Annotated in this window: 22 protein-coding genes; 9 read left to right on the top strand and 13 right to left on the bottom strand. The window is 36.6% G+C overall.

What is annotated here, in order from left to right; all coding sequences use genetic code 11:
- A partial coding sequence (locus tag DBX25_RS21435) for a penicillin acylase family protein (protein WP_240620340.1) occupies nucleotides 1-1,286 on the bottom strand: 1,286 nt, incomplete at its 3' end.
- Between the two features lie 198 nt (nucleotides 1,287-1,484).
- On the opposite strand from DBX25_RS21435, the gene DBX25_RS15360 reads away from it, so the two are divergent.
- Nucleotides 1,485-1,643, top strand: a complete 159-nt coding sequence (locus tag DBX25_RS15360; RefSeq protein WP_108671688.1) for a DUF1540 domain-containing protein — start codon at nucleotides 1,485-1,487, stop codon at nucleotides 1,641-1,643.
- Between the two features lie 123 nt (nucleotides 1,644-1,766).
- Here DBX25_RS15360 and DBX25_RS15355 read toward each other — a convergent pair whose 3' ends face one another.
- Together DBX25_RS15355 and DBX25_RS15350 are read right to left on the bottom strand one after the other, a co-directional pair.
- A complete protein-coding gene (locus DBX25_RS15355; protein WP_108671687.1) occupies nucleotides 1,767-2,411 on the bottom strand; it encodes a nitroreductase family protein in 645 nt (214 codons plus the stop codon).
- Nucleotides 2,412-2,436: 25 nt separating this feature from the next.
- On the bottom strand, nucleotides 2,437-3,273 hold the full coding sequence (locus DBX25_RS15350; protein WP_108671686.1) for a VOC family protein: 837 nt from the start codon (nucleotides 3,271-3,273) through the stop codon (nucleotides 2,437-2,439).
- 155 nt (nucleotides 3,274-3,428) lie between these two features.
- Here DBX25_RS15350 and DBX25_RS15345 point away from each other — a divergent pair, with 155 nt between their 5' ends.
- Entirely contained in the window at nucleotides 3,429-3,752 is a 324-nt protein-coding gene (locus DBX25_RS15345) for a winged helix-turn-helix transcriptional regulator (protein ID WP_108671685.1), read from the top strand.
- Nucleotides 3,753-3,921: 169 nt separating this feature from the next.
- Here the strand turns inward: DBX25_RS15345 and DBX25_RS15340 are convergent, their stop codons facing one another.
- Entirely contained in the window at nucleotides 3,922-4,395 is a 474-nt protein-coding gene (locus DBX25_RS15340; protein WP_240620339.1) for a hypothetical protein, read from the bottom strand.
- A gap of 148 nt (nucleotides 4,396-4,543) precedes the next feature.
- Here DBX25_RS15340 and DBX25_RS15335 point away from each other — a divergent pair, with 148 nt between their 5' ends.
- Nucleotides 4,544-5,485, top strand: a complete 942-nt coding sequence (locus tag DBX25_RS15335) for a glycerophosphodiester phosphodiesterase family protein (protein ID WP_108671683.1) — start codon at nucleotides 4,544-4,546, stop codon at nucleotides 5,483-5,485.
- Nucleotides 5,486-5,499: 14 nt separating this feature from the next.
- Here DBX25_RS15335 and DBX25_RS15330 read toward each other — a convergent pair whose 3' ends face one another.
- The 3 genes from DBX25_RS15330 to DBX25_RS15320 form a co-directional block, all read right to left on the bottom strand.
- Nucleotides 5,500-6,144 carry a uracil-DNA glycosylase gene (locus tag DBX25_RS15330; RefSeq protein WP_108671682.1) on the bottom strand — a complete coding sequence of 215 codons (645 nt, stop codon included), beginning with the start codon at nucleotides 6,142-6,144 and terminating at the stop codon, nucleotides 5,500-5,502.
- A gap of 149 nt (nucleotides 6,145-6,293) precedes the next feature.
- Complete coding sequence (locus DBX25_RS15325; RefSeq protein WP_108671681.1) at nucleotides 6,294-6,434, bottom strand: FbpB family small basic protein; 141 nt, start codon at nucleotides 6,432-6,434, stop codon at nucleotides 6,294-6,296.
- Nucleotides 6,435-6,945: 511 nt separating this feature from the next.
- On the bottom strand, nucleotides 6,946-7,557 hold the full coding sequence (locus DBX25_RS15320; RefSeq protein WP_108671680.1) for a TetR/AcrR family transcriptional regulator: 612 nt from the start codon (nucleotides 7,555-7,557) through the stop codon (nucleotides 6,946-6,948).
- A gap of 187 nt (nucleotides 7,558-7,744) precedes the next feature.
- Here DBX25_RS15320 and DBX25_RS15315 point away from each other — a divergent pair, with 187 nt between their 5' ends.
- Nucleotides 7,745-8,221, top strand: coding sequence for a GNAT family N-acetyltransferase (locus DBX25_RS15315; protein ID WP_108671679.1), 477 nt, complete (start codon nucleotides 7,745-7,747; stop codon nucleotides 8,219-8,221).
- A gap of 35 nt (nucleotides 8,222-8,256) precedes the next feature.
- On the opposite strand, the gene DBX25_RS15310 is transcribed toward DBX25_RS15315, so the two are convergent.
- The 6 genes from DBX25_RS15310 to DBX25_RS15285 all read right to left on the bottom strand — a co-directional run bounded on the left by DBX25_RS15310 (nucleotide 8,257) and on the right by DBX25_RS15285 (nucleotide 14,234).
- Entirely contained in the window at nucleotides 8,257-9,069 is an 813-nt protein-coding gene (locus tag DBX25_RS15310) for an alpha/beta fold hydrolase (protein WP_108671678.1), read from the bottom strand.
- A 48-nt stretch (nucleotides 9,070-9,117) separates the two neighbouring features.
- Nucleotides 9,118-10,008, bottom strand: a complete 891-nt coding sequence (locus DBX25_RS15305; RefSeq protein WP_108671677.1) for a DMT family transporter — start codon at nucleotides 10,006-10,008, stop codon at nucleotides 9,118-9,120.
- 124 nt (nucleotides 10,009-10,132) lie between these two features.
- Nucleotides 10,133-11,620, bottom strand: coding sequence for a potassium/proton antiporter (locus tag DBX25_RS15300; protein ID WP_108671676.1), 1,488 nt, complete (start codon nucleotides 11,618-11,620; stop codon nucleotides 10,133-10,135).
- A gap of 17 nt (nucleotides 11,621-11,637) precedes the next feature.
- Nucleotides 11,638-12,195 (bottom strand): tyrosine-type recombinase/integrase, encoded by a 558-nt coding sequence (locus tag DBX25_RS15295; protein WP_108671675.1) that lies wholly within the window; start codon nucleotides 12,193-12,195, stop codon nucleotides 11,638-11,640.
- 108 nt (nucleotides 12,196-12,303) lie between these two features.
- The gene (locus DBX25_RS15290; protein WP_108671674.1) at nucleotides 12,304-12,882 is read right to left on the bottom strand and encodes a GNAT family N-acetyltransferase; all 579 of its coding nucleotides are present in this window, start codon (nucleotides 12,880-12,882) and stop codon (nucleotides 12,304-12,306) included.
- Between the two features lie 104 nt (nucleotides 12,883-12,986).
- Complete coding sequence (locus DBX25_RS15285; protein ID WP_108671673.1) at nucleotides 12,987-14,234, bottom strand: MFS transporter; 1,248 nt, start codon at nucleotides 14,232-14,234, stop codon at nucleotides 12,987-12,989.
- A gap of 399 nt (nucleotides 14,235-14,633) precedes the next feature.
- Here DBX25_RS15285 and DBX25_RS15280 point away from each other — a divergent pair, with 399 nt between their 5' ends.
- The 5 genes from DBX25_RS15280 to DBX25_RS15260 all read left to right on the top strand — a co-directional run bounded on the left by DBX25_RS15280 (nucleotide 14,634) and on the right by DBX25_RS15260 (nucleotide 19,758).
- The gene (locus tag DBX25_RS15280) at nucleotides 14,634-15,404 is read left to right on the top strand and encodes an ABC transporter ATP-binding protein (RefSeq protein ID WP_108671672.1); all 771 of its coding nucleotides are present in this window, start codon (nucleotides 14,634-14,636) and stop codon (nucleotides 15,402-15,404) included.
- Nucleotides 15,379-17,310 (top strand): FtsX-like permease family protein, encoded by a 1,932-nt coding sequence (locus tag DBX25_RS15275; RefSeq protein ID WP_157950988.1) that lies wholly within the window; start codon nucleotides 15,379-15,381, stop codon nucleotides 17,308-17,310. The genes DBX25_RS15280 and DBX25_RS15275 overlap by 26 nt, the downstream gene beginning before the upstream one ends.
- A gap of 91 nt (nucleotides 17,311-17,401) precedes the next feature.
- Nucleotides 17,402-18,103 (top strand): response regulator transcription factor, encoded by a 702-nt coding sequence (locus tag DBX25_RS15270; RefSeq protein ID WP_108671670.1) that lies wholly within the window; start codon nucleotides 17,402-17,404, stop codon nucleotides 18,101-18,103.
- Entirely contained in the window at nucleotides 18,100-19,077 is a 978-nt protein-coding gene (locus DBX25_RS15265) for a sensor histidine kinase (RefSeq protein WP_108671669.1), read from the top strand. Before DBX25_RS15270 ends, DBX25_RS15265 begins: the two co-directional genes overlap by 4 nt.
- Nucleotides 19,078-19,134: 57 nt before the next feature.
- A complete protein-coding gene (locus DBX25_RS15260) occupies nucleotides 19,135-19,758 on the top strand; it encodes a hypothetical protein (protein ID WP_108671668.1) in 624 nt (207 codons plus the stop codon).
- Nucleotides 19,759-19,761: the final 3 nt, after the last annotated feature.

Here is a 19,761-nt window from a genome sequence, read left to right as displayed (position 1 = left end):
AATGCTTGTTCAAACTCATTCCAATTGTTGGCTTTGTTCATATTTAAGACAGCCTCAAGTTCTGCAGAAGGATCTAGAGCTGTCCACCTTAAAGCAAGGGCTGTTTCTTTTCCAGCATCACCTGCAAATTCCGATATGATTGGACCGTGGCGAGTAATGGTCACATCATAATCTATAGTTTTTTCGTCTTTCACTTTTATTGGTTCCTGTATGATTTGGGCTTTTTCCCATTCGCCCATATATAAAAATTCTTCCTTGTTTTCGGGATTACGCTTTTCGATATATAAATCCTGAACATCAGGCCCCACATTAGTCACACCCCAAGCGACTTTCTCATTATGACCGAGGATGATTCCGGGAATTCCTGCAAAAATTACTCCGCTCACATTGACGGTCGGAGCTTGCAAATGCATTTGATACCAAATTGAAGGCGTGTTTAAGGAGAGATGCGGGTCATCAGCCAATAATGGTTTACCCGATGCCGATTTATCCCCACTCACCACCCAGTTATTACTTCCATTAAACTCGTAAGGAACCACAGCTTGCGCAAAGCTTTTTTCGATGTCCAATTCTTCTTTACTTATGATAAAAGGTCCCTCTTTCGGATAGCTCGGAAATAAGTCATAAGCTTTTTCTTTCGAGAAGGATTGCAGTAAATATTGTCTGAAAGCTTGATCTTGCCAATTGCCTCCTAAATCGAAAGCCATATATTTTCCAATCGTCAAGGAATCAACCGGGCTCCATTTTTCAGGTTTATAACCGAGAAAAGTAAATTCAACGGGCCATTTACCATTCTTCTCTACCTCATTAATATAAAGGTTAACACCATCTGCATAGGCTTGAAGGACCTCTTTTCCTTCTCTTGAATACTCGTTAAAAGAAGCTTCGGCCGCTCTTTTCAATCCTAAGGTACGGAAGTATTTATCATTTTCAACGGTTGCACTTCCAATGACCTCGCTCAAACGACCTGACGCTTGTCTTCTACTTAGGTCCATCTGGAACAGGCGATCCTGAGCTTGAATATAGCCCTGTGCCATGTAAAGATCGTGTTCATTTTTAGCATTGATATGTGGGACTCCGTCAGCATCCCTTATTACAGTAACTGGTGCGATCAAACCTTCCAGTTTTATTTCCCCTTTTGTTTGAGGTAAGGCTCTTGCTAAGAACAAATTTGCACCTATTACTGCCAGTAATAAAATGACTACTAAGGCAAAGCTAATCCATAAAAATAGTCGTTTAACATTCCTTTTTCTCTTCACGACTCGCTGGGTTGCAACCGCTTCCATATTTTCACACTCCCCTTAAGAATGAACCATGATTCATAAACTCTTTATTCCATAAATATTCTCTACGGGGACAAACTTTACCTATGTAATTTTTATTTAATAAAAAAATTTAATTAAAACTATTAATCTATCTTCATTTTTTTCGTATGACTCTTTCAAGGTATGGTAATCCTATTTAGTGAGGGGAGGTGTATGACGATGGCACAAGATGTATTATGCGAAGTAGCAAATTGCGTGTACAACAAAGAAGGCGAGCGTTGTGGCGCTTCTCAAATTTTTGTTGTCAGCCATAAAGGAAAAGAAGCTGACAACAGCAGAGAAACAGATTGCAAAACGTTTGAACCAAGCGGCTTATAATTTCCAAAAGAGACAATCATTCCCCTGGTTGTCTCTTTTATTTTTATTATTGATAATAATTATCATTCTTATTCAAAAATTCACCAAAAAATTAACCCCGCTTTTTGCGAGGTTAATTTTGCATCACTTATATACCTTCACTCGATCTTGAACTGGTTTGAACTCTTTTTCACCAGCTGAAGCAACAGGCTTTCCAAAAGGCATTTGAGCAATAAGTTTCCAGCTATTTTCAATATTCCACTGTTTCTTCACGTCTTCATCAATTAGTGGATTATAATGCTGTAATGTTGCACCAAATCCTTCTAATTCAAGAGAAGTCCATACGACATATTGCAGCATCCCAGATGAATGTTGAGACCAAATTGGAAAATTGTCACTATAGGTAGGGAATGCGTTTTGCAAACCTTCAATTACACTTTGATCTTCAAAAAATAAGACGGTTCCATAACCACTTTTAAAAGCATTCATTTTTTCTTCAGTTGGCCCAAAAGCGTCAGCTGGCACGATTTTTCGTAATGTATCGGTTGTAATATTCCATAACTTATCGTGTTCATTTCCTAATAATACAACCACTCTTCCACTTTGAGAGTTAAATGAAGAAGGACTGTGCTTCACTGCAAATTCAATAACCTCTTGAATTCTTTCATCAGATACTGGCGATTCCTTACTAATTGCATATATAGAACGTCGATTTTGAACTGCACTGTAAAAATTTTCTGCCTCTCTAGCTTGCTCATTTTTTCCGAAAAGTTGATTTAATAATCCCATGATGTTCTCTCCTTTTATTGGTTATTTAAACTGATAAGACAATTTGATTTCCTGAAGGATCAATCGTCTTCCAATTTTCACCTTCTCGGACAATCAATGCCCCTAACAGGTTCAGCTGCTCTATAATCTTGCTGAGTTTTTCAGCATCTCTGAATTTAATGGTGTAATGGACCATCCCAACACTATTTTCGGATGGCTCCGGAGCCCCTACTCCATTCCAAGTATTCAACCCGATATGATGGTGATATTGATTGTAAGAAATAAAAAGCGCTTGCCCACCATATCGTGTGACCACATCAAAATCTAAACCGTTTGTATAAAATTTTTCTGACTCATTTAATTCCTTTACGTGTAAATGGATATGGCCAATGGTAGTGCCATTTGGCATCCCGACCCATGCTTTGCCCTGGGAAACGGCTAATAAATTTTGAACATCCAAAGGAATAGAAGCCATTTCTACTTCTCCGTTATTCCATTTCCAAGTATCTGAAGGGCGGTCAGCGTAAACTTCGATCCCATTCCCATCAGGGTCAGCTAAATAAATCGCTTCACTTACAAGGTGGTCAGAAGCACCCTGTAATGAATGCCCACTGTTAATCATGTGATTTAGGAAGCTTCCTAACTGGATTCTATTCGGCAGTAAAATGGCAAAATGGTATAATCCTGTCCTTCTAGCTTCCTTCGGCTTTATTCCATCTGGCTGATTGATATACAGAAAAGGGGTCTGATTAATCCCTAATATTGCTTTGCCGTCTCCCCTATCTAAAACTTGAAACCCTAAAACTCCTTCGTAAAACTGAATGGATCTATTGAGATCAACTACTTTAAGTGAAATGGAGTCTATTGTGATTTGAGATTGCATAGATTCACCTTCATTTCATTGTTTTGAAAGTAAGTTACTTTATGTAAGTAAGTATATATACGTTATTTAAATACGTCAAGTAACTAAATTATAAAATATAATAATTTTATTTTTTGTAAATATTAGTTATAATATCTTCATAGGAGTGATTAATTATGAACAAATCCTCACTTTGTCCAAGATTTGAAAAAGCAATGTCCATAATAAGCCAACGTTGGACTGGACTCATTATTTATCAGCTTTTTTTAGGCCCGCAAAGATTTAGTGCAATTGAATCCGCTATCTCGATTAGCGGGAGAGTCCTTTCCGAACGGTTAAAAGACTTAGAGCAACAAGGTATAGTCAAACGTGACGTTTATCCGGAAACACCGGTTCGTATAGAATACTCATTAACCGACAAAGGCAAGGCACTTGAACCAGTCTTACATGGAATTGAAAAATGGGCCCAAGATTGGATCCCTACAGAAAATGACGTTTAACTAATACATTCTCTTTTGAGATATGAGAAGAGCAAAAACGCAATCGCTGTAGCTAGACGCGGACAATTCGTATTTGATAAGTTATTCACAGTTCTAGATTATGTAATTTCATAAACAATGAAGAATCCCGATTACACTTTGCGTAATCGGGATTCTTCATGCCTCTGAACTAATTAGTTTCACTTAATTCATCCAGGTCTTGCTGCAATAACTTTTTACTTTCTTCAATTTTTACTTGTTCTAGTAATTCAAGAGCATGTTCTAATGCTAATTTTTTTTGTACATGATTTCCTAATACACTGTGTGCCCTTGCTTCTGCTTCATACCCATATCCAGTGAAAAATGCTGGTAACTCCGCCTCTTCACTTATTTCTATGCAACGTTTAGCATAACGCAATGCATTCTCTCCTTGACCGACTACTGCATAAACTCTAGCCAGTTGCCAATAGCCAACCGACATATTGGTTGGCGTATGGTCCTCCACTTGAGTCCAGTGCCAGAATGAGGTATGGCACATATGAATCATCTGTTCATTGTCTTCATCGTTTCTGTTCTTTTTGTCTAATAAATCCCATACTTTATTAAAACAAGCTGTTGCTAATTGTTTATGTGTATAGTTTTTTATTTCAGTTTGATTACTCACCAACATCACCTCAATATGTATTATTCGATTTACTTTTTCTGAAATCCTTTTTTCATCCATTTAAAAGGGGATTAGAGACAGATAACGAATAAAGATAAGAGTGATTCAAACTAGATTAAATCTTTTCATTATATGAAGGGGAATGAACATGCAAGGACAAACAAATCCAGTCATTATCCAAAAGAAAACAAACAAAAAAATTATTATGGTGGGCATATTACTTTTCATCATACTTTTTATGGGTATTGTGAATTTTTGGCCAGTTGAAAAACGGGCTTCAAAGGCATTTTTTGAGAATAATCGACCGATGGTCATTGCTCATCAAGGAGGAGAAGATTTAGCTCCAACCAATACAATGGTAGCCTTTCAACAAGCGGTAAACATGGGAGTTGATGCGCTTGAATTCGATATCCATATTACAAAGGATGGCGAGCTTGTCACCATTCATGACCCTACTGTAGACCGTACCACAGAAGGAGTGGGAAAAGTATCTGAAATGACGTTAGAGCAAATACAGAAGCTTGATGCCGGATATCAATTCCAAGACTTAGATGGGAATTTTTCTTACAGAGGGAAAGGTGTTTACATTCCTACTGTTGAAGAAGTCTTCTCTACCTTTCCCAACATGAAAATGGTTATGGAAATTAAAAATGATAACCCTTCTGAAAGAATTGATGAGATCGCCGCAAAACTATGGAAACTGATTGAGATTCATAAGTTGCAAGATAAAGTTTTGATTGCCGCGTTTGATCAAACCATAATAGATACTTTCAATTCATATTCCAAAGGAAAAGTGGCCCTCGCAGGAGGAAAACAAGAAATTAAAAAATTCGTTGTGTATCATACTTTATTCTTACGCAACCTTTACCAACCAAAAGTAGATGCGATTGAAGTTCCTGTAAAAGAAAGTATTTTCGATCTAACTAAGAAAAATTTAATCGACGGAGCACACCGAAGAGGGATGGATGTCCATTACTGGACAATCGACGATAAAGACCAAATGAAACAACTGATTAAAAATGGTGCCGATGGAATTATTACCAATCGCCCAGATTTAATGCTTCAGCTACTCAATGAAATGGGGTATTAATAGGGAAAAATCCACTATTCACCCTGCTGCAACCAAATCTTTAATTTCTCCATATCTTGCTGAATCAATGCACGAAGACTAGGATTATAGAAAATGGAAGCAGGGTGAAAGGTGGGGAAAATTAAATAATTTTTCTCACTCCACTCATAGGTTGTCCACTCCTTTGAAGCCAGACGCAGGATAGGACTGTTTATGAATTGTCCATGGTTTGTTGTCACTGAATAATCGGGTCCTAACAACCTCTTTAGTCCAACATTCCCCAATGTCACGATTAACGGAGCCTGTACATGAAGCGTTTCATAATCCAGTATAGGGGCATGTGCCAATATTTCTCTTTTTGTAGGAGGACGATTATATTTTCTCTTAATAACATCCCCATTACGCTCCCTTTTTTCTCCCCACTTATAAGGGCGGCTTCTAACAGCACTTGTTATATAAACCTCATCCCTACTGACACCAGCCATTTCTAGAAACTTCATTAACTCTTTTCCAGCCCTACCACTGAAGGGAATTCCATTACCAATCTCCGTTTCACCTGGTGCTTCTCCAACAAGCATAAACTTTGGATGTTTTGGCCCGGATCCATATACAAATCCCTCGACAGGAAAATTAGATATTCTTTTCTTTCCTAACTCAGCCAGCTCTTCTGGTATTCTCACTAACCATCACTTCCTACTACATCCTTTTTCAATCATTTTGCCTATATAGAGACACTTCAAACCCAGGTCCAACAGCTGCTAGATGATTTCTTCCTAGAACGAAAAGAAACCAGATAGGGTTTCCTATCTGGTTTCTTCGCAACAAGTTATTATCTTTCTAATTTACGGATATAGCGATTTTCCACTTTTTCTTCAATCTCTTCTAATAATTTCTTATCTTTTAAAATCATTTTTTTATTTAGGGAGACTAAGTCATCAAATTTCTTTCGTCTCGCATGACGATTTGCCATAATTTATTCCTCCAACAATTCCAGCTACTGGCTTAGATTTGAATTTTAACCTGCTTATATCAATTAGACGAATGCACTAGAGAAAAGTTGCAAAATACAAAAAATTTAATTAACTTTTATACCGCTACTATGCAATCCATTTCGAACTCCACTTCTTCTTTATTATTGTGCATAGTTTCAGCCCCCTTCTTGGAGAAAATTAGCCCAAGCAATAAAACGACCATTAAGTTTATTTTAAGATTCATTAACTGAATAATCAATATTATTATAAAATAACTTACATTTTTTGGATTAAACTAACTAGTTCGTGCTTTAATCTGAATGATTATCTAATCATGCTAATACTTTCAACCAACTATTTATCCTTACTAAATAATTTGGTTAACGCCAAGCATAAAACACGGGAGTTTGCCTTGTTGTTTATACTTTATCCTAAAATTCCCACCTACATCGCTTACTTCTTTGCTACTAATTTATACCTAAACAAAAAAGGCACCTAGGTACCTTTTTCTTAAGCTTTTATATTTGTAAAATACATGTCTTTCATTTCTTTCAAAACAGACTTATAGGGATAATCACTATAAACGATTTGTAGACTGACACCGTCAATTAATGACCAAAAAATATCTGCATAAAGCTCAGTGTCGATATCTTGGGCGAATTCACCTGATTGTTGTCCCTCTACTAAAATTTCGGCAATTAAGGGGATGAAATATTCCTTCCTGCGATCATTCAAGATGGAAATCAGTTCTTCACTCCTTGAAGAATGAAGTTTAAATTCAAACTGAACGACCGAATTTTCAATATTTCTTTTAACAGTTAAATCACGGTCAATATACACACCAAATAAATACTCCATTTTCTCATAGGCCGTTTTCTGGCGATTCAGTTCGCCCGTTAATTCTTCTAAAATCCGCTTAGTATTCGCGCCCATAAGCTCCAGATATATTTCATCCTTACTTTTGAAATAGTTATATATAGCCCCTTTACTAATACCTGAATGAGCAACGATGTCATCAATTGTAGCCGCTTCAAACCCTTTCCTTGCAAAGCAAGCAAGCGCGCTCTTCAAAATTTCCTTTTTCTTCTTCTCTTTGTATTCATCAGATACGATAGGTGGCAATTTGTTCCCTCCTCTAACATTCCGGTCTTTTTACTCTATTACCTTATTAAAACATACTTAAAATTCTGCCACAATAATTATTGACTTTTCTGTATAAAAATTGAATTTATACATAATTAGTGCTTTCAGCAACCCTATACTTTTGTTATATTATGGAAGAACCTGATAATAAAGCGAGGAAACTAATATGAAGGTAACTTTAGATAGAATTGCCATTGATCAAAAAGAAACCCTAAAAAATTTATATGCTCTCTACCTACATGATTTATCGCTATATAGCGACGAGCTTATCCCTAATCATGAAGGCTTATTTGAATTTGATGCATTTGATCAAATTTGGGGAAATGAAGGCATTCATCCATACCTTATAAAAGCAGATGATCAGTTAGCTGGATTTGTACTACTCTTAGGTGCACCTTTTCTAAAAAGAGTCGATTACTGTATAAATGACTTCTTCATCCTTAACGCATTTAGGGGAAAAGGAGTTGGGAAAACTGCTGCCCGACAGATTTTTACTACGTGCAAAGGCAAGTTTTTCATCGAGCAATTATTGTCTAATAAACCAGCCATCCATTTTTGGAAGAAGCTCTATGTAGAAATGGGTTTAGATTTTGAAGAAGAAACGAAAGAAACGACTACCTCTCAACTATTTCTTAATGTCTAGAAAAATAGTAAGGCAGGGGCTTTATTACCCCTGCCTCAACCTAGCATCCTTTTTAACCAATTCGATACTAATTCTTTTACTAAATTCCTCTGCTCAATTTGCAAAAGATGTCCCGCCTGATCAAGTACTGAATAGGTTGCGTTCGAAAATTTATCCATCAACCTCCAGGTATTCTTATACCCGCAAATATGATCTTGCCTCCCTAAAATAAACAAGGATGGCTGCTCAATGGTTTCTACTCCCGAGAATGGTTCATCGTTCAGCAAATAACCTTGTTCTCTCCAATTAGACCCAAGAAACTCCCTATTAGCCAGCAATCTGCCAGGCTGGATTTCGTTTAGAAAGATTTGGAGATTTCCTGCATTTTGATAGACTAATAATGTTTCAAATGCGGTACGGATATCCTCGTCAATCTCCTGTAAAGCCGCTTCATCCTTTTCTAGAATAGTCTTATGTGGCACGTCCCTCTTTGCATCATGGATAGCTGGAACCAATAGAGCAATACCTTTGACTCTTTGAAGCTTTGCATGCATGATGCCCTGAGCTAAGTAGCCTCCAAATGACATGCCTAACAAAGCAAATTCTTGATTTGGAATGATTAAATCAATGAATTCCAACAGATTTTCTAACATGTCTGTAGATGAATTTACTGTAGCATCAATCATGCTCTTGCCATGAGCTGGGACGTCAATATAGATTCGTTGAAAGGCCTGTTCCTTTTCAAAAATAGACTCCATCCACGCTTTCATAGAACGATGATCGGTTCCCATCGCATGAAGGATTAACAATGGAAGCCCTTCACCATAAACTTCATAATAAATACTGCCTTTAGACACTTTACATTCCATTTGAATCCCCCAAGATTAATAAGTATTTTAAAGAAGGAAATTGTTTATCTAAGATGGCTGTTTCCTAAACTTGGGCAACGTTTGATCAGAGATTAAGAATATACTACTCAAGATGATGAAGAGACCGACAATCATCCCCCAAGTGATTGTTTCATTTAAGAATACCAAGCCCCATACTATACCGAAAAATGGAATAAGAAGGGTGACACTAGCCGCAATAGTTGGACCTGCACTTTCAATTAAATAGAAATATAGAAGATAAGCAAAGGTAGTACAAAATAAGGCCAATCCCACCATAGAGAAAACCGCTATAGGTGTAACAGCTTGAAATGATTCTTTCCAAAAAACAAGAGTGACAGGTAGCAAAATAATAGTTGCCCCTATCTGTTGCCCCGTTGCCAAAGATAAAGGAGGTACACCTGCTAAATATTTCTTCGTATACACTCCCGCAAATCCATATGACACGGTCGATAATATCGAGATCAAACAAGCGATAATGATATTAAGAGTAAATGGGACAGAGCTCCAACCTACTAATAAGGCTACTCCAAATGTTCCGGTAAAGATTCCTAACCACTTTCGGAATGTCATGCTCTCACCTAGCCAACCCCAAGCTACTAGAGCGGTGAATAGAGGAGTCATTGAGTTCAAAATAGCAGACATCGATGCGGGTAATTGCAAAGCTGCTACCGCAATGAAAATCGATGGGATTACTGCATTCAACAAGCCAATCATTAAGTATTGTCTCCAACGCAACTTCCATTCCAACGGTTTTTTGACTGCAAACATATAGATTATTAATGCTATAGCAGCAATCGTAACCCTTCCTTGAATAGTAAGAAAAGGACCTAAAACTTGAGATGATATCCGGATAAAAAGAAAGGAAGCCCCCCAAAGCGCTGCCAATCCTAATAAAGCCATCATTTCATTTCGTTTCATATTTCGCCTTCTCTCCATTTAAATAGATTCATTACATTCTTTATATCATTCCTTATAAAGAATGACATCCAAATTCTTGCTTTTTAACTTTCTATAGGTATAAAAAAAGGCCAATCCAACTGGATCAGCCTGATATTTCGCTTGTATTTTTTTCACTTAGAAGCTGCTTAATTTGTTGTTTTCTATCTCTTGAAGTAAGGATATAGAGAAAATCTCCTGCATTAATCACCGTATTTCCAGTCGGAGTTATAAGTTTTTCTTCCCGGATAATCGCATTGACCAAGGATCCCTCAGGAAAAGTAATCTCTTGTAGGGTCTTTCCAACTATAGATGCATCCTCCTCCATTTCATATTCAATCATCTCTGCATTCGCTTTTCCTAGAGACACCAATTCAAGAGAATGCATCGGTGTGGATTTCTTTTGCTCATTTAAACCTAACTTACGTGCTAAAGTTACAATGGTACTTCCTTGTATTAAACAGCTTGTCAAAACAACGAAGAAGACTACATTAAAAATCAACTGACTTCCATCAATATCAGATAATAACGGGAAGGTGGCTAGAACAATCGGAACCGCCCCTTTTAGACCCGCCCATGACAGAAATAATACTTCCTTATTCGTAAAACCTAGCTTCCAGGTAGAAATGTAAACGGCGACTGGCCTCGCAATAAACATAAGAATGGCAGAAAGTAAAATACCTTTGACAATAACGTGTCCTGTAAATAAATCTGAAGGGAATACTAATAATCCTAAGATTACGAACATTAAAATTTGCATCATCCAGGCAAACCCTTCTGAGAAACGGAAGATTGAATGACGAAACGCAATGTCTGCATTCCCTATGATGATGGCGGTTAAATATACCGCTAGCAAACCACTACCATTTAAGAATGCCGTTACTCCATAAGTAAGTAGGGCAAAGGCAGTAGCAAACACAGGATAAAGTCCACTTGAATCTAAATTGATACGGTTAAGCGCATAAACAGCTAGTTTTCCAAACGCATATCCCAATAATAGTCCGACACTCATCTGAATGAAAAAGTCTACTATCAGTCGAAAAACATTCGCGTCAGGAATGTTGATTAATTCAATCATTGCGACTGTGAGGAACACGGCCATAGGATCGTTAGAACCCGATTCTGCCTCGAGTGTTGCTCCAAGCTTTGACTGTATATTCTGTCCTTTTAATACCGCAAAAACAGCAGCAGCATCTGTTGAGCCTACAATTGCACCAAAAAGAATTGCTTCTAACCAATCAATATCCAGAATAAATTTCGCTGTTGCAGCTACGATACCCGAAGTCAAAAGAACGCCTATAGTTGCCAAAGAAAGAGAAGGGACAATGACAGGCTTTAAACTCTTCCAGCTCGTTTGTAATCCCCCTTCAAATAGGATAATTACTAAGGCAAGCACACCAATCATTTGAGCAGCCTTCGCATTATCAAAATAAATGATTCCTAACACATCACTTCCCATGAACATTCCAACCAACATAAAAAGAACAAGAGAAGGCAGACCTAATCTAGAAGAAAACTTCGTGGTAATAACACCTGCGATAAATAAAATGGCAGCTAATAAGATAAACGTATCCGTATGAAAATGCTCAAACATATTATCCTCCCTTTCTTTTATAAATTCACATCCAATTTCACCTCTACAGCGGATTTTTTTTGAATACCAAGGAAATGAAGAGTTTCAGCGGGTGTAGAATGGTGAAGCCTTTTCTGAATAAGGGAAATGGCAATTCCTTTTTTATAAGCATGATATCCGAATGTTTTCCTTAGAGTAGTCGTGCCAACTGATTCACTGATCCCAGCATGTTTAGCCGCTTCATTAATGACCCTATAGGCTTGCTGACGTGTAATTGAATCACTAGTCTTACGAGACTTAAATAAGTAATCATCTACTTGGAGATTATTTTTATGAATACACTGCCTAATAGACTCTCGAACATGGTGGTTTAAATAAATGGGGAGTTCTGGATGGGAGTTAGAATGTAAATATTCAAAAACTTCACCTGTATTTGAAACTACATCTTTTACGTGTATTAGAAGTAAATCCTGAAGTTTAATCCCAGTATTTATCCCTAAGACAAATAAACAATAGTCGCGAGCTGAATGTGAAAATAAAAATTCTTTCATATTATTAATTAGACTTTTGCTTTTTATAGGTTCTACGAAGTTCATATCTATCTCCTTAATGTTACATAAATATATGATAACATATATTTATGTAACATTATAATGAATTATCCCATAAAAATTCGACAGGAGTAATCACCCCTGTCGAATTGGTTAATCTAAGTTGCTCAGGATATTTTCACGATCCGACTTCTCATCAAAAGTTAGCACTTCAGCAACTGGCTGATAGGATTCCCCATAAAATTGCTCATCCTTATAGGTATGAATCTTTTCATAGGTCTTCTTCATCGCTTCGTAGACCATTTCCTCAGATTCATTATTTGGTGCCCAATAAAGTATTTCCATTTCATTTATTTCTTTAGTTGCAAGTGATCTTCTTCGATAGCCTATCGATTGAGCGTGTTCAAAGCCCTCTCGTTTATAAAATTGAAGGCGTTTAGCAGTATCTGTATCTTCATAATTAACAGGCTCTACCTCAAGAATAATAGGCTTTTCTTTTTCTTTCAGTTTTTTTAATAGCTTGCCACCCAGACCTTGACCACGTGACTCTTTAGATACAAATAGATAGTCAATAAAAATGAATGTAGGGGTTTCAACATAAAGCAAGACATGATGGGGACCTTCCTCTTTATGATAAATAGAAGACTTCTCATCCAATAGAGTTTCTATATGCTCCTTTGATTTCATTTCTTCAATTGGAAAATATTGATTTAATTTTTCATACCAATGCATATGTATGCTCCTTCCTTCTTCTAATGTCTATTAGGTATTATTTGAATAGAATGTCCAATACATCCAAAAATAATAAAAGACACGCTGACTAGGCGTGCCCTCTTTTAAGCTGAACGTCTTTTTATTGGACGAAGCTTCTGACGATCAATATAAATCACAACGATTAAAAATGAAATTCCACCCACTAATCGAAGGATTGTGGAGATAATCATAGCACTATTCATGGAGTACGCCTCTAATAAATAAACCCCAAATTGAGGAGCAATAAACCCCATACCTGCAATTAATAAATTATAATTAGCAATAAAACTGGTTCGATTTTCATCTGGCGACACATGAAGAAGCTGGTTGAATAGCAGCATGACAGTCCCTGCGACAAAAATTCCTGTCAAAAAGTTAATCAAAGTCAAATAAATTAGATTTTTGGAAAGTACGGTTAATATCGGAGCGGATGCCATTCCAATTCCAGCCACCGAAAGCATGACTGAATTCCCCCATTTTTCCGCACTTCTCCCCCACCATTTATAACTGGCCATTTGTGATATTTGATTAGCAACTGTAAAGAGACTAATCCAAAATGCGGAAGCATGGGCATAATTGATTTGATAAATGTTAAACAACGGCCAAGCCATTTGCCAGCCAAAATTAAATAAAATCGCACATACTAAAAAATAAAAATAGGGCTTATGTTTAAAAATCTCAAATGACTTCCCAAAACCTTTAGAGGATTTTTTTACTCTCTTTAATGGTATTTCTTTATGTTTAATCAAATAGTACACTTCAATCAAACCAAACAAGAAACAAATAAAAAACACGACTTGATAGGGTCCAGGACTATGTTTGTCATAAAATTGCATAATGAAACCAATGAGAAAGGTTACAATCATACCTACTAATGTTAATACTCGATTCCGTTCACTAAAGAAGGAGCCCCTTCTCTCATCCGGAATCAAATCTCCAATAAAGGATTGCCATGAAAGAGTTGCAATGGCATTTGGTAAACCCATCGCCGCTACAATTCCTACTAACATCCACGCTTGCCATTCTTTATTAAAAAAAGGAATTAGTAAGAGTAAGAAAATAAAAAATCGAGCTGCAAAGATGGAGGCAGCTGTGAATCCTTTTTTCTGCTCCAGACGGTTTATCCACCATGCGCCAGGAATCATGGCAATCACTGTCATTAGTGATGGCAAAGAACTAATTAATCCCACTTGCTGATTTGATGCTCCCACCACGCTTATCGCTAGTAATGGAATATAGCTAGTAACAATTCCATTTGAAAAAGTGGAAGCCGCCCCATTTAAAATACTGTACTTTTCATTTTGTTTGATTATCTCAGGTGAATATCCCATTGTTTTCATCTTCCTTCTTTTAATTCGGAATTCGAAAGGATTAACTTATATTTGGAGTGTACTCCTATTTCACATAACTTTCTATGAATTTTCATTATTTTTTTAATATTTATTTGTCATACAATAACTTCCCGGATTTTTAATCAAAGTGACAACTTAGCTGAAAACTTCTAACCTTACTAAAATGTAAGATTAATGTAATGGAGAACTATGGGTTGTAAGATCATCATCCTCTATAGTGAAGATAAGAAAAACACTTATTGGGAGATGATGATGGATTGAGAATGAATGCAGCTATCATTACAAAGTTGATTGTAGCGATGTATTCGGTCGTTGTTGGATTGATGGTTTCAGCAGCGTTTTTATATTAATGAACATTAAACTAGGAGGTATGAATTCATGACACTTTTACAAGTAAAAAATGTAAGAAAGATCTATAAAGGGAATATTTCGTTTGAAGCCCTAAAAGAAGTTAATTTTTCAATCGAAGAAGGAGAATTTGTAGCGGTTATGGGGCCTTCGGGAAGTGGTAAGACGACTATGTTAAATGTCATTTCCACCATTGATTCACCCAGCTCTGGGGAAGTCTTTATTAACGGGACTAATCCACACCTTTTAAAAGGAGATAACCTTGCACAATTTCGTCGGAAGCAATTGGGCTTCGTTTTTCAAGATTATAATCTCCTATCGACATTAACTGTCGGAGAAAATATTGTCCTGCCACTGATTTTAGATGGAGTGAAGGAAAAAGAAGCATCTAAAAGATTATGGGAAATCAGTACGAGACTCGGAATAGAAAGCCTGATCGACAAAAGAACCTATGAAATATCTGGTGGCCAAGCTCAAAGAACAGCTGTTGCCCGTGCCCTCATTCATAATCCGTCCCTTATTCTAGCCGATGAACCAACTGGAAATCTTGATTCTAAAGCTTCAAAGGATGTCATGGAAATGATGGTACAGATGAATAAAGAGCTTTTGACGACCATGATGATGGTGACTCATGACGTATTTGCCGCAAGCTATAGCGATCGAGTCCTGTTCATAAAAGATGGCCAAATCTTTAATGAGCTGTATAAAGGAGAAAATCGTTCTATCTTTTATCAAAACATAGTCAATGTCCTTTCCATGCTTGGAGGTGAAAATCATGAACCTACTCTCATTCGCGTATAGAAATGTCAGCAGGAGCAAGCGAACATATGGGGCCTTTTTCTTAAGTAGCTCTTTTTCTGTAATGGTTTTTTTCATTTACTCCATGTTTATCTTTCATCCCGATGTAAAATCAGGCACCATTGAGGCATTAGCAATAAAGGCTATGGAGGTTGCTCAATGGTTGATTTATATCTTTTCATTTTTCTTTATTCTTTACTCGACTAGTGCCTTTCTTTCCGCACGAAAGAAAGAGCTAGGACTATTATCTATGCTAGGCATGACGAATAAAAAGCTCCGTTTACTGGTTTTTATGGAGAATATGTTTATTTCCCTCTTCTCTATTCTTACGGGTATAGGCTTTGGATTACTATTCGCAAAAGTATTTTTACTAGTTGGATCGAAGTTTTTAGGACTAGAACCGCTTTCGTTCTATATTTCCTGGAAATCCCTTTCCTTAACAACAATCGCCTTTTTAGCTCTATTTATGGTTATTACTATTTTTACTTCATTAATGTTAAAGCAGACCAAACTAATCGAACTGTTAGTTGGAAGTGCCAAGCCAAAAAAAGAACCAAAAGTATCTGTTTGGTTTTCTCTTTTAGCAATCATCCTCTTCGGAGTTGGGTATTACTTAGCAATTACGACTACAGAAAATAATATGGTCCATAGACTTCTTCCTTGTGTAGCATCAATCACGATTGGAACGTATTTTTTCTTTACACAAATGAGTGTATTTATCCTGAAAAAATTGAAAAAAAGCCGCTCGTTTTTTTGGAAGCGCACAAGAATGCTGATTATTTCAGACTTAGTGTTTCGAATGAAGGACAATGCTCGAATGTTTTTCCTAGTCACAATGGTTGCTACCGTAGCGATTTCATCCGTTGGGGCAATGGCTTCCTTAAATGTTTATTCTAAACAATTCGAGACGAACCGACCTTTTGCCCTTACTTATTTATATCCTAATGAAGACTCAATCCATGAAAAAAATCTAGAAACGATTGAACAGGATATGAAGCTTCAAGGAATGGATTATCAAAAGGTAGAAGTTCATGGAAAAGAGGCCATAAGTGGGAATACAAAAAACAAAGTACTTTTGGTTCCCTTATCTTCTTATAATGAAATTGCAACAGCAAAGGGTTACAAAACTATACAACTATTAGAAAACGAAACGATGATAGTTCCAGCAAATCTTAAATATATGCATACAATCGACACAACACCTAGGGATATCCCTCTTGCAGAAGTAAACGTAACTCTTTCATTAAAAGGAATGGTCGACCAGCCGATCTTTAATCAATACTCCATCTACGTTAATCAATTGGTTGTACATGATGAAATGATAGAAACATTAAATAATGCCAAGTCCTTTCATTATGTTGGGTATATGATGGATGGTTGGTTAGAGAACTTCGAGCAAACCTCTAAAATTGGTAAATCGATTCATGACCAAGTGATGAATAACTTTGAACAGCTTCAAAAGGGTGAAATCAATCAACCACCATTCATATTCACCTCTGCTGGCTATGATTACAAAATGACAAAATTAGCTTATCGAACGATGATGTTTATCGGTTTACTAGTAGGTGCGGTATTCTTTATCGCTGCGGGCAGTTTTATATATTTCCGATTATATACAGACCTTGAAGAAGACCAAGTCCGTTATAGAGCGATTTCTAAGATAGGATTAACCGATAAAGAATTAAAAAAAATCATTACTTCTCAGCTACAATGTCTGTTCTTTATCCCTATCATTGTAGCCGTCATCCATAGTTTGTTTGCTTTCACTGCCCTACAAAGTCTTTATACATTATCAATCGTGAAAGAATCGTTAATCGTCATCTTAGTATTTTTCATTGCCCAAATCCTGTACTTCCTATTGATTAGACAAAGATATTTTACTCAAGTAAAAAGGAAAATGGTTCTCTGATGGAAATAAAAGGTATACTGAATCTAAGCCCTCTTGGTCATTGGCTAAGAGGGCTTTTTGTAGAATAATGACCTGCTGCGTGAGGTGTAAAATGAAGCTGCCTATTTTTATTATTGAAGATGATGTAAAACTAGCAGAATTACTAACCAAAAAATTAAATCAAAATGATTTTGAGACTGAAGTTTTTAACGGAACAGAAAACATCCTTGGGGCAATCGAAGAAAAAAAACCTTCACTCATCCTCTTAGATATTGAACTACCGAAATTTGACGGATATTATTGGTGCAGACAAATACGAACTATAACCAAATGTCCCATCATCTTCATAACGGCCAGAGCCGGTGACATGGAACAAATATTAGCATTGGAGCAAGGAGCAGACGACTATGTCACAAAACCATTCCACACTGACGTTTTAATGGCGAAGATACGTAGCCATTTAAGACGCTCTCTAGGCGAATATGCTAGTATCGAAAGAAAAATAGAATTTCAAGGTATTAACCTCTTTCCAGAGAGATTAGAAGTAAGCTATAAAGGAAAAACGTCTCTTTTGACTTATAAAGAAACTAAACTACTAGAATGTTTATTAAAGAAAGCTCCTTATATCGTTTCAAGAGATACTTTATTTGAAGCCCTTTGGGATGATGAAGGTTGGGTCGACGAAAACACATTAAATGTAAACGTTAACCGCGTAAGAAAGAAATTAGCTTCAGAATTAATGCTTGAAGACTGCATTGAAACAGTTCGTGGTGTAGGCTACCGACTGTTGAGAAAAGAGAGTACAACGTCATGAGACTTTTTTTCAGGGATCATCTTGCCTTTATCTTATTTTTTATCTTTCAGACGTTTGCTATGTGGGGAATTTTTTATCTAGATGGATACGAAAATAGCAAAGTCGCATGGTATGTTCTTTTATTGCAGACCGTCTTTATCATAGGATTTCTTTCCATTAGATATTATTTAACCTCTTCTCTTTATCAACAGTTAGAAAATCCAGATGAGGATATTGTACTTGAGGGAAATCATCCGTTGATTAAACAGGCAGAAAAGTGGATCTCCTCCATCCAAGATAAACATCAATTCGAAAAAATGGAAGCAGAGACTAAGCGTAACCGACATTTGCAATTTATTCATCAATGGGTCCACCAAATGAAAACACCTTTATCAGTTATTCAATTGCTGACAGAAGATAAAATGGAAGATGAAGATTGGAGAAATGTGCGCGAAGAAGCGGAACGTTTGGAAAAAGGATTAAAAATGGCTTTGTATACTGCCAGGTTTGAACAATTTGAAGAGGACTTCCGTATTAAACAAGTTTCCATATCGGAACTAGTCCAACAATCCATACGTGAAAACAAGCGCTTATTTATAATGAATCAAGTGTTTCCCGAAGTCAGCTTAGCGAAAAAAGATTTCGTTTTTACCGATTCAAAGTGGCTTTCCTTTATATTTGAACAGTTAATCCACAATGCCGTGAAATACTCTGCTGGAATAGGAAAACGGATTAAAATCGATATCTCCCAAGAAAAGAATACTTGGAAACTAGCAATCCATGATGAAGGAATCGGCATACCTGCACAGGATCTAAAGCAAATATTCCGTCCATTTTACACAGGTGAGAACGGACGGATTAGCCGTGAATCTACAGGGATGGGACTCTATCTGGTATCTGAAATTGCTAAGCATCTTGGCATTCAAGTTCACATTGACTCTGTACAAGGAAAAGGAACGACTGTTTACTTAACCATACCTGTAAGACCTTTTTGATACATAAAGATCGAATATGCGATAATGTTTTACGTAAATATTTTTCGGAGGAACGGTATGGCTACTATTAAACAATACGTACTACTATTCATTATGAGCATTGCTATCGGTCTGATAGCAGGCTTTTACTCTATTCCTTTTCAGACTTTAATTCCAATTCTTATCATAATGGTCGCACTCATATTCTCTATTCCACTTATCAACCATTTATATGTAACAAAGAACATAGGGAGTGTTGAGAAGTTTTTAAAGGCACGATTCAAACAACCATTATTCGCTTTCTACTATTTCCTTGCCAATCATCAAATGGAAGAAGCACACGATGCTCTTTTACTAGTTCTAAAAAAGTATCGAGCTCCTCAATATCAAGCTGCCTATAAACTAGCCTATGCACTTGGGAAAAATGATTTGAGCTCTGAACATGAATCTTTAGATCAATTGAAGCATAAACACCTTAAACTTTATTATGAAGGTTTACTTGCAGTAGAAATAGGAGATTTAAGCACTGCACAAAAGAAAGCGAATGAAGCAACGAAACCTTGGATGAAAGAAGTTATATTAGCCAAAATTCAAGGGCACCAAGGAAAAAAACAAGAAGAATTAAAACACATGGATAAAGCCATTTCACTCACTCGCGGTTTGCAACGATTTTTATTAATAAAATGGAAAGACAGGCCATAAGCG

This window comes from Peribacillus acanthi (assembly GCF_003073175.1).
Lineage (GTDB): Bacteria > Bacillota > Bacilli > Bacillales > DSM-1321 > Bacillus_BN > Bacillus_BN acanthi.
The sequence above is the reverse complement of the archived record's forward strand: the minus strand, read 5'-3'. Positions and strand labels throughout refer to the sequence as shown.

Coding starts and splice junctions, on each gene's coding strand:
- DBX25_RS15360 (WP_108671688.1), top strand. CDS start 1,485: ATGGCACAAGATGTATTATGCGAAGTAGCAAATTGCGTGTACAACAAA.
- DBX25_RS15355 (WP_108671687.1), bottom strand. CDS start 2,411: ATGGGATTATTAAATCAACTTTTCGGAAAAAATGAGCAAGCTAGAGAG.
- DBX25_RS15350 (WP_108671686.1), bottom strand. CDS start 3,273: ATGCAATCTCAAATCACAATAGACTCCATTTCACTTAAAGTAGTTGAT.
- DBX25_RS15345 (WP_108671685.1), top strand. CDS start 3,429: ATGAACAAATCCTCACTTTGTCCAAGATTTGAAAAAGCAATGTCCATA.
- DBX25_RS15335 (WP_108671683.1), top strand. CDS start 4,544: ATGCAAGGACAAACAAATCCAGTCATTATCCAAAAGAAAACAAACAAA.
- DBX25_RS15325 (WP_108671681.1), bottom strand. CDS start 6,434: ATGGCAAATCGTCATGCGAGACGAAAGAAATTTGATGACTTAGTCTCC.
- DBX25_RS15315 (WP_108671679.1), top strand. CDS start 7,745: ATGAAGGTAACTTTAGATAGAATTGCCATTGATCAAAAAGAAACCCTA.
- DBX25_RS15310 (WP_108671678.1), bottom strand. CDS start 9,069: ATGGAATGTAAAGTGTCTAAAGGCAGTATTTATTATGAAGTTTATGGT.
- DBX25_RS15305 (WP_108671677.1), bottom strand. CDS start 10,008: ATGAAACGAAATGAAATGATGGCTTTATTAGGATTGGCAGCGCTTTGG.
- DBX25_RS15300 (WP_108671676.1), bottom strand. CDS start 11,620: ATGTTTGAGCATTTTCATACGGATACGTTTATCTTATTAGCTGCCATT.
- DBX25_RS15295 (WP_108671675.1), bottom strand. CDS start 12,195: ATGAACTTCGTAGAACCTATAAAAAGCAAAAGTCTAATTAATAATATG.
- DBX25_RS15290 (WP_108671674.1), bottom strand. CDS start 12,882: ATGCATTGGTATGAAAAATTAAATCAATATTTTCCAATTGAAGAAATG.
- DBX25_RS15285 (WP_108671673.1), bottom strand. CDS start 14,234: ATGGGATATTCACCTGAGATAATCAAACAAAATGAAAAGTACAGTATT.
- DBX25_RS15280 (WP_108671672.1), top strand. CDS start 14,634: ATGACACTTTTACAAGTAAAAAATGTAAGAAAGATCTATAAAGGGAAT.
- DBX25_RS15275 (WP_157950988.1), top strand. CDS start 15,379: ATGAACCTACTCTCATTCGCGTATAGAAATGTCAGCAGGAGCAAGCGA.
- DBX25_RS15270 (WP_108671670.1), top strand. CDS start 17,402: ATGAAGCTGCCTATTTTTATTATTGAAGATGATGTAAAACTAGCAGAA.
- DBX25_RS15265 (WP_108671669.1), top strand. CDS start 18,100: ATGAGACTTTTTTTCAGGGATCATCTTGCCTTTATCTTATTTTTTATC.
- DBX25_RS15260 (WP_108671668.1), top strand. CDS start 19,135: ATGGCTACTATTAAACAATACGTACTACTATTCATTATGAGCATTGCT.